Origin of the sequence: Komagataeibacter europaeus LMG 18890 (assembly GCF_000285295.1) — a bacterium.
In the GTDB taxonomy this organism is placed as follows: domain Bacteria; phylum Pseudomonadota; class Alphaproteobacteria; order Acetobacterales; family Acetobacteraceae; genus Komagataeibacter; species Komagataeibacter europaeus.
Window position 1 is genome coordinate 1 of the sequence record NZ_CADP01000112.1, and the last position, 8,274, is coordinate 8,274.

Here is an 8,274-nt window from a genome sequence, read left to right on the forward strand (position 1 = left end):
GAACCCGGACCACCGTGCCGTCGATCATCGCATATTCCATGTCGGCCTCGTCAGAGACCGCTTCAAAAAGCCGTTTGAAAACACCGGCTTTCATCCAGTCGCTGTAACGGGAATAGACCGAGTTCCAATGCCCGAAATACGTCGGAAGGTCCCGCCATGGGCTGCCGGTCCGGGCAATCCATAAGACCGCCTCGATAAAAAGACGGTTGTCCTGCCCGCTGCGCCCCCGATCCGTTTTCTTGCCAAGGCACAGCGGTTCCATTTTCGCCCATTGGGCGTCTGTCAGTACGAAGCGATCCATACGGATTTTGAATCACATTTGGTGACTTTGAAAAAGCACAATTCCCAACAGACCCCAAAAAGCTTCAGGAAACACTGCCTTTTTGCAAATAAGGCGGCACCTGGGGTGTCAGGGTACGCTCAGGAAGGTTGCCGGTTCGCTACGGCGCAGCCGGGCATGGTGCTGTGTGTCCGTTTCCATCATGCAGGCCATGAGCAGCGCAATCACCCACCCGACCCCGGTCATGCCGGTGGCGCAGTTCACCACCGCCACCACCGCCGCGTTATGGACCTTGCGCCGGCACGCTATGAAGGTCGGCAGCAGGAACACCACCATGCCGAAAGCCGCCCCCAGCACAAGGGCGAGGAGGACAGCCGTGCCGATCTGCAGTCCGGTCCCCTGTATGGACTGCCAGCCACGGTAGACCTCATAAGTGGAGGGAACATGGATATTCATCGCACTTCATGCTAACCCTAAACGCAGGCGTGCCGCCATATCGTATCGCGCGCCGGCCACAGGCATGCAGCATGAACATGCCGGGCCGTATCCAACTTGTCAGGGTTTTTACAGTGCGCAGTCATGTGTGCCCCAATGGGGACAACCTGTGATCTGGGGTGATTTCCAGGCGGTGATCCAGCTGTCAGCGGGTCTGAATGTCGCCATCCTCAGCTTTGTCGATATCAGCCTGCCCGCCATCAAGGAACGCAGGCGTGTCTTTGCCAAGGCCCGTCAGGAACTGGAACTGCATCGCGGCGGCACTGACCACCAGCACCCTGATGACGCGGAGGACTACGCCGCCGCAGTGCAGGAAATGGACCGCAAGCTGTTCCTGTTATGGCAGGAATCCTCCACCTTCATCCGCGAGGAGGAATCCCTTATCCGCTCCACCGGCGTGCTGGGTGTATTCGGTGCGGTACTCAGCCTCGGGCTGCTATGGTACTCAGCCGAGCATTATGGCGGGATCATATCGCTGATGGGGCGGGTGCTGATCATCCTGTCCTTCTGCTCGCTGCTGGGCGCGTTCCTCATCAACTTCATGACCGCGTCACAGGCGGGCGTGTTTACCAAGAAATGCAATGCCATTCGTGATGAAATGCACAAGCGGCTGTAGAAACTGTTTTAAAAATAAACAATTTACAGAATGGCAAAGGTTTTCGGGTGCCGCCTTTTGGAAAAAGCGGCGCTTCCCGCAGCGTTTGGAAACAGCTTCACCAGAAACTTCTTTATGACCTGCACAATGTTTGCGGACGCATGCGCCACGCGATGCGCGCAGTCAGCAGCACAAACACCGACACCAGTCCGATCCCGTTGCCACACCATAGCCCCGACGGCCCCATGCCGCGGTGAAAGGCAAGGTAGACCCCACCGGGAAACCCGATGCCCCAATAGCCGATAACCGCCAGCACCATGGGGATCGCCGTATCGCCCTGCCCGCGCAGGATGCCGGTGGCGATGACCTGCGCCGCATCGGGGATCTGGAACGCCGCACCGACCAGCAGCAGCCCCAGTGCCAGACTGACCGCCTGGGCATTTTCCGGCAGGGCGGTATCCAGGTACAGGTTGATGATGGCATGCCGCCCCAGCGCCAGTATCAGCGTCATGACACATGCAACGGCAATACCCAGCACCATGCCCGCCCATGCCGTGCGCCGCATCATCACCGGGTCGGCCCGCCCGGTCCAGTATCCCACGCGGATGTTGCAGGCCTGTCCCAGCGCCATGTACACCACGAAGCACTGCACCCCCATGCCCAGCATGATCTGGAACGCCGCCAGCGCGCTGTTGCCCATCCGCGCGGCCTCCAGGCTGTTGGCCTGGAACAGCGTGACCTCCGCCATGGCAGCCGCCATCATGGGCAGGCCGGTGCGCAGCAGCGCAAGGGTATGGCCCCATTCATGCCCGCGCGGGCGCAGGGCCGCGCGCAGTTCAGGCCTGCGCACCACAAAGGCCAGCATGATGAACGGCATGCACCATAACGTCACGACCGTGGCTGTGGCCGATCCATACAGGCCCAGCGCGGGCAGGCCGAACCACCCGTGAATGAGCGTCGCGTTCAGCACCCCGTTGACCACCGTGATGCAGGGCATGACACGCATCAGGATACCCTGCGCCCCCATGACCGGCAGCGCCGTGGTCAGGATCCCCTGCCCCAGCAGCGCGGGTGGCACGGCCCACATCAGCATATGCACGAAATGAATGACGGGCGCGCGCAGGCTTTCGGGTTCGTGCATCCACACCAGCAGCCGGTCCACATGCCACAGGCAGAACAGTTCCGGCACGCACAGCGCCAGCGCCACCGCCAGCATGGAGGTCATGATGGTGCCCAGGCTGGCATGGTCCCGCCGCCCGTGCGCCTGTGCCAGCAGGATGCCGCCTGCCTCGATCACGGCGGCAAGGATGGCGTTGAGCGTGAAGAACGTGCCGGTCGCAAGCCCCCCGATCGCCAGCGCCGAAGCCCCCAGCCCGCCCAGAAGCACGTCATCGGTCGCCCCCATCAGCATCTGGACAAACTGCGACAGGCCCATCGGCCCCGCGATGGCAAGGATGGAGCGGAATTCCGCCCCGAAGGCTTGTGTTGGACGCGTCATGCAACCTGCTGTCAGCCATGGTCGTGCATGGCCATGTCTGCCGTATGGTAAGGGGGGCTTTTATATCATTCCGCTACAGGCCGCCAGCATATGTCGGCCATGATTGACACGTCGTGCTTTTCCCGCCACCCGTACCGCATGGGGTGCGGTCTGTGGCATGGAATGGCTGATTTCAGGGGGGAATGGTCGTGACAGCGCCACGCTGGCCCATGGTCCCGCTTGGGGCGCTGGTGGACTGCCTTGATGCCCGGCGCGTGCCGCTTAACCGCGCGCAGCGTGCCAGCCGGCCGGGGTGCGTGCCCTATCACGGGGCCAGTGGTGTTGCGGGATATGTGGACCGGGGGCTGTTTGATGGTCCGCTGGTCCTGCTGGGCGAGGATAGCGCTCCCTTTTTCGATCCCCTGCGCGATGTCGCGTTTTTCCATGATGGCCCGCTATGGGCGGGCAACCATGTGCATGTATTGCGGCCCCGGACGGGTGTGGATGGCCGTTTTCTGGCGCATGCGCTCAATACCGTGCCGTTTGGCGCGTATGTGGAAGGCACGACCCGCCCCAAGCTGACCCGTGCGTGCATGAACAGCCTGCCCGTGCCCTGCCCGCCCTTGCCCCGCCAGCGCATGATCGCCCGGACGCTGGACCATCACATGGACCGTATTGACCGGCAGTTGCGTGAACTGGATGCACAGGCGGCGGCGGCGGATGAGTACGTGCGTGTGGCCATCCATCACGCGGTCCTGCCACGGGGCGGTCCATGGCCCGGGCCGGTGCCGGTCCATGGGGTGATGCGGCCTGTGGGTGGCGTGTTTGACATTGTCGGCGGTGGCACGCCGGATACGGGCAACGCGGCCCACTGGGGAAATGATGTGATGTGGCTGACCCCTGCCGACCTGCCCGCCGGGCCGCCCGCGTGGGTGGGGCATGGCGCGCGTGGCCTGTCCGCCACGGGACTTGCGGCGTGCCGGGCCACGCGGGTGGAGGCAGGCGCGCTGGTCATCTCCACCCGTGCGCCGGTGGGGCGTGTTGGCATGACGACGGCGGCTGTCGCCGTAAGCCAGGGGTGCAAGGCCCTTGTGCCGCGCGGGCGGGATGTGGACCTGCGCCATGCCGCCCTGCTGCTGCGCGTGGCGGCGCCGGAGTTGCGGCGCCGCGCGGGGGGCAGCGTGTTCCCCGAAGTGGATACCGTGACCCTTGCCTCCCTTGACCTGTGCCTGCCGCCGTTGCACCAGCAGCGTGCGGTGGCGGCGAAGGTGTGGGACATGCTGGACCGGCAGGCACGGCAGGCCCATGCCCGCGACCGGATGCGTGCCATGCTGCGTGAATATCGCCCTGCCCTGCGGCGGGCCTGTATCAATGGCCACGGAATGTAAGTGCGGATGATCGCGCGGGGCGGCGATGGGAAAGAACGGAATGAATACGACAGATGAATGCAGTACCCGCGTGCCGGGATCATCCGGCGCGGATGTGGACATCACCATCCTGTCCCACCCCACCCGGGCGGATGAGGACGCGGTGTTGGCCATCCTGCGTGATTTCACGCGCGGTGTGGTGGGCTATATTGACAACCACGACCTTGTCATCGTGATCCGTGACCGGGCGGCGGGCATGATCTGTGGCGGACTGGTGGCGCAGTCACGCTGGGGGGAGATGCATATCGACATGCTGGTCGTCGCCCCCCACCTGCGTGGACGCGGCATGGGACGCAGGCTGGTGGAAATGGCCGAACGGGCTGCACGCCAGCGCGGCTGCACCCATATGTGGCTTGATACCTATGCGTTCCAGGCGCGTGTCTTTTATGAAAAGCTGGGATTCGAGGTCTTCGGTCAGCTTGATGGGCCACCGCCGTTCTTTCCGCGTTATTTCATGCGCAGGCTGCTGTCTGCCCCGGATGGACGCTGAGATGTTCAGCGGTTGTTAAGGCCGCCGCACTAGCGTGTGGTGTCCACCATGAAAATGTTACAGGACGGGAAAACACGCGGCCACGCGCCACGCGGGGTGTGTTACGCTGCCTGGCATTTACGCCGCATAATCGGAACAGCAGGGATAGATCACACCACATGGATGAAAACCGGAGCCGGACCCAGTATATCGGGACTTTCATATTTGTATGCGCGGTCCTGCTATTTTCCGCGTGGATCGAACAGTCGTTCCTGTTCGCCTTTGTCTGGGGCGGTATCCTGAGCATCACGACCTATCCGCTGTATCACCGGCTGGTCGGGCGTGGCATGGGCAACCGGGTTGCGGCAGGACTGATCGCGGCGGGGATTTTCGCGCTGCTGGCGGTGCCCATGATCGCCATGGCGGTACGGGCGGGCATGGAGCTGCCCTCGCTCATGGCATGGGGGCGCGGGGCGCTGCATGATGGCATTCCCGTCTCGCCACAGGTGGGGGAAATCCCGCGTATCGGGCCGCGCCTGTCGGCCCTGTGGCAGCGTTACCTGTCCGACCCCGATGAACTGCGGCACTGGACCGGCGTCGCCTCGCGCATGTTCGCCACAGGCGACGGGCGTGAACTGCCGCACCGGCTGATGGAAATGACGGAAACCTTCGTCATCGCCACGCTGTCGGTCTACTTCTACCTGGCCGCGTCGCACGCGCTGGTGACCGATATCCGCGCCGTGGGCCGCCGTTTCCTGGGCGAGCGGACGGGCGGCGTCATGCGCAATACCGTGGGGGCTGTGCGCGGCACGGTCGCGGGACTGGTGCTGGTGGGCCTGGGCCAGGGCGTGCTGGTGGGGGTTGGCTATTTCATCGCGGGCACGCCCCACCCCGCATTGCTGACGCTGCTGACGGCGGTGGTCAGCATCATTCCCTTCTGCGGGCCGATCCTGCTTTGCGCCACCACACTCATGACCTTTGCCGCCAATGGCGTCACACAGGCGATCATCGTGGCGGCACTGGGCACCATCGCCTATGGCGCGGGGGACCATTTTGTCCGGCCCAAGCTGATCAGTGGCAGCACCAGCATCCCGTTCCTTGCGGTGCTGACGGCCATTCTGGGTGGCCTGCACATGTTTGGCCTGCTGGGACTGTTCATGGGGCCGACGGTCATTGCGGTCGCCCTGTCGCTGTGGCGCGCGGCGGCGGCGGAAGAACAGGCGCGTTAAGACGGAACGGTGGCTGACGCCCCTGCCCGCCCGCTGCTGTCGGCTGCCGCCATCTGGCGTGTAGCCGACCTGTTGCGCGGCGGCATGGAACCGGTGGAATACGGGCCGGTCATACTGGCGTTCACCATGCTGCGGCGGCTGGAACTGTCACGCGCCCGTCCCGCATGCTGGCTGGATGCGGTGGCGTGCGCGCCCGACCCGGTGGGTCGCCTTGATCGCCTGATTGCACGCCTGCCCGCCAGCGTGCGCGATATCCTCTCCCATCTGGAGGTCATGCCGCTTGCCCGGCGCCTGGCGCGTACCGGCCGGTTGGCGGCGATGGCGGCGCATTTCGCGGCCCTTGACCTGTCACCCGACCGGTATGGCAGCGNAGGCGATGGCCCGCCTGTTTGAGGAACTGGTCCACCATTTTTCCACCAGTCATCGCACGGGCGCGCATTTCACCCCGCCGGAGGTCACGGACCTCATGGTGGACCTTGTCTTCGCCCCCGATGGTCCCGGAACACACCATGCCCTGTATGACCCCGCGGCGGGCACGGGCGCGCTGCTGGGCCGGGCTGCGGACCGCCTGCTGGCGCGTGGGGTGACGGTGGACCTGTTCGGTCAGGAAATCGGCTCACGTGCCTGTGCCCTGTGTCGGGCGGACATGCTGCTGCGCGGGCATGCGCCGGGGCATATCGCCAGTGGCGACACGTTGGCCCATGACGGGCATGCGGGCCGCCGCTTTGCCCGCATGCTGTCCAATCCGCCCTTTGGGCTGGACTGGCGGCATATCCGGGACACGATACAGGCTGAACATGCCAGGGGTAACGCCGGGCGCTTTGCCCCCGGCCTGCCCCGCGTGTCGGACGGGTCCATGCTGTTCATGCTGCATCTGGTCGCCCACATGCGCGGCAGGCGTGCCGGTGGCGCGCGCATTGGCGTGGTGACGCATGGGGCGGCGCTGTCTGGCGGTGGGCCGGAATCCGGTGAATCCGCAATCCGGCGTTATCTGGTGGATCAGGGCCTGATTGACACGATCATTGCCCTGCCCACGGATATGTTCGTCAATACCGGTATCGCGACGTATGTGTGGATACTGGACAACAACAGGCCCGCGGCACGGCGGGACAGGGTCCGTCTGGTTGATGCGACGGGTCTGTGGCAACGCGCCCCGTCCGGCAGTGGTGAAAAGCGGCGGGAGATGACGCCGGCCCACATTGCCGCCGTGGTACAGGCATGCATGGTCGATACGGCAATGGATATCATCCGGTGCGATGGGACGGATGGTACGCCGGAATCATGGCAGGTGCTGGCACATAATGCCCCGGCACCAGACGGTGCGAGGGATGGGCGGCGCATCGCGTTTTCACGCATCCTGCCGGGACGGGAATTCCTGTACCACAGCCTGACGGTAATGCGCCCCGCCCGTGATGGCGCACCCGCGCGCACGGCTTTTCGCGTAGGGATGGAGCATGACCCGCAGGCATGGTTCAGCCAGATGATCCAGCCGTATGACCCTGAGGCCCGGCTGGACACGGGCCGCACCGGTATTGGCTGCGCCATTTCCTTTGCGCGGTATTTCAGCCATGACGCCCCTGCCCGCCCGCTGGCGGAGATCGAGGCGGATCTGCGCCAGTCCATGGCGCAGCTTGTGGCCCTCATGCCCGATGGGGACGATGCTGAGCCGGAATAGATATTTTCAAATAGCCTGTTTATAATGGAAAATATAAAGTCTTTTGGTGCTGCCCTTTTTCCAAAAAGGCGGCGTTCTTCGAAGCTTTTTGAAAAAAGCTTCACCAAGAACTTCTTTATGATTGCTGAATGTCTTCCGGCCTGACTTTTTAAACAGTCTTGTCTTATGCATTCCGTGTCGCTGCGTGCGACAAAGGACTGATTTTTCCGGGGTGGCCACCCCGGAAAAATCAGGAAGGGGACGGGTCGGTAACAGGCAGACCGTAATGGGTCGACTTGAGAGTATGACCACCCCTTCTTTTCCTTGTGCCCTGAACGGATACCCGAGGTTCGGCCTCGGATGACAAGCATAGGACATGGAAAAGATGACGCATCCAGTTGCGGCTTCCAAGGCCGAATTGCCACCCGCATCGATCACAATCGGGATCGATGTATCCAAGGATCATCTCGACGCTGCCCGTCACCCCGGCGGTGATACCGTCCGTGTCGCCAACACCCGCAAGGGCCAGACCGCGCTTCTGCGCTGGATCGGCGACATCAAAGCCGTTGCCCGGGTGGTGTTCGAGCCAACCGGCCCCTATCACCGCACACTGGAGGAACGCCTGGCGGCCGTTGGTATCCCGCTGGT

The 8,274-nt window shown here is 63.7% G+C and carries 9 protein-coding genes and 1 pseudogene; 7 read left to right on the plus strand and 3 right to left on the minus strand.

The window, feature by feature from the left end; genetic code table 11:
* Together GEU01_RS17890 and GEU01_RS17895 are read right to left on the minus strand one after the other, a co-directional pair.
* The coding region (locus GEU01_RS17890; RefSeq protein WP_039794389.1) for an IS5 family transposase at positions 1 to 301 on the minus strand (301 nt) is incomplete at its 3' end.
* 108 nt (positions 302 to 409) lie between these two features.
* Positions 410 to 736 (minus strand): superinfection immunity protein, encoded by a 327-nt coding sequence (locus GEU01_RS17895; RefSeq protein WP_019087178.1) that lies wholly within the window; start codon positions 734 to 736, stop codon positions 410 to 412.
* Between the two features lie 148 nt (positions 737 to 884).
* Between GEU01_RS17895 and GEU01_RS17900 the strand changes: the two genes are divergently transcribed.
* Complete coding sequence (locus tag GEU01_RS17900) at positions 885 to 1,391, plus strand: hypothetical protein (RefSeq protein ID WP_010507913.1); 507 nt, start codon at positions 885 to 887, stop codon at positions 1,389 to 1,391.
* 112 nt (positions 1,392 to 1,503) lie between these two features.
* On the opposite strand, the gene GEU01_RS17905 is transcribed toward GEU01_RS17900, so the two are convergent.
* Complete coding sequence (locus tag GEU01_RS17905) at positions 1,504 to 2,868, minus strand: MATE family efflux transporter (RefSeq protein WP_019087179.1); 1,365 nt, start codon at positions 2,866 to 2,868, stop codon at positions 1,504 to 1,506.
* A 182-nt stretch (positions 2,869 to 3,050) separates the two neighbouring features.
* On the opposite strand from GEU01_RS17905, the gene GEU01_RS17910 reads away from it, so the two are divergent.
* The 6 genes and pseudogenes from GEU01_RS17910 to GEU01_RS17930 form a co-directional block, all read left to right on the plus strand.
* The gene (locus GEU01_RS17910) at positions 3,051 to 4,235 is read left to right on the plus strand and encodes a restriction endonuclease subunit S (protein WP_019087180.1); all 1,185 of its coding nucleotides are present in this window, start codon (positions 3,051 to 3,053) and stop codon (positions 4,233 to 4,235) included.
* Between the two features lie 40 nt (positions 4,236 to 4,275).
* Positions 4,276 to 4,764, plus strand: a complete 489-nt coding sequence (locus GEU01_RS17915; RefSeq protein ID WP_019087181.1) for a GNAT family N-acetyltransferase — start codon at positions 4,276 to 4,278, stop codon at positions 4,762 to 4,764.
* 158 nt (positions 4,765 to 4,922) lie between these two features.
* Positions 4,923 to 5,972: an AI-2E family transporter gene (locus GEU01_RS17920; RefSeq protein WP_019087182.1), complete on the plus strand. Its 1,050-nt coding sequence runs from the start codon at positions 4,923 to 4,925 to the stop codon at positions 5,970 to 5,972.
* A gap of 84 nt (positions 5,973 to 6,056) precedes the next feature.
* Positions 6,057 to 6,365 carry a hypothetical protein gene (locus GEU01_RS27050; protein ID WP_456303524.1) on the plus strand — a complete coding sequence of 103 codons (309 nt, stop codon included), beginning with the start codon at positions 6,057 to 6,059 and terminating at the stop codon, positions 6,363 to 6,365.
* Positions 6,349 to 7,647 carry an HsdM family class I SAM-dependent methyltransferase gene (locus GEU01_RS23220; protein ID WP_232272616.1) on the plus strand — a complete coding sequence of 433 codons (1,299 nt, stop codon included), beginning with the start codon at positions 6,349 to 6,351 and terminating at the stop codon, positions 7,645 to 7,647. Before GEU01_RS27050 ends, GEU01_RS23220 begins: the two co-directional genes overlap by 17 nt.
* Before the next feature lie 364 nt (positions 7,648 to 8,011).
* Positions 8,012 to 8,274 (plus strand): annotated as a pseudogene (locus GEU01_RS17930) (hypothetical protein); the annotation flags it as partial.

Coding starts and splice junctions, on each gene's coding strand:
- GEU01_RS17895 (WP_019087178.1), bottom strand. CDS start 736: ATGAATATCCATGTTCCCTCCACTTATGAGGTCTACCGTGGCTGGCAG.
- GEU01_RS17905 (WP_019087179.1), bottom strand. CDS start 2,868: ATGACGCGTCCAACACAAGCCTTCGGGGCGGAATTCCGCTCCATCCTT.
- GEU01_RS17910 (WP_019087180.1), top strand. CDS start 3,051: ATGGTCGTGACAGCGCCACGCTGGCCCATGGTCCCGCTTGGGGCGCTG.
- GEU01_RS17915 (WP_019087181.1), top strand. CDS start 4,276: ATGAATACGACAGATGAATGCAGTACCCGCGTGCCGGGATCATCCGGC.
- GEU01_RS17920 (WP_019087182.1), top strand. CDS start 4,923: ATGGATGAAAACCGGAGCCGGACCCAGTATATCGGGACTTTCATATTT.
- GEU01_RS23220 (WP_232272616.1), top strand. CDS start 6,349: ATGGCCCGCCTGTTTGAGGAACTGGTCCACCATTTTTCCACCAGTCAT.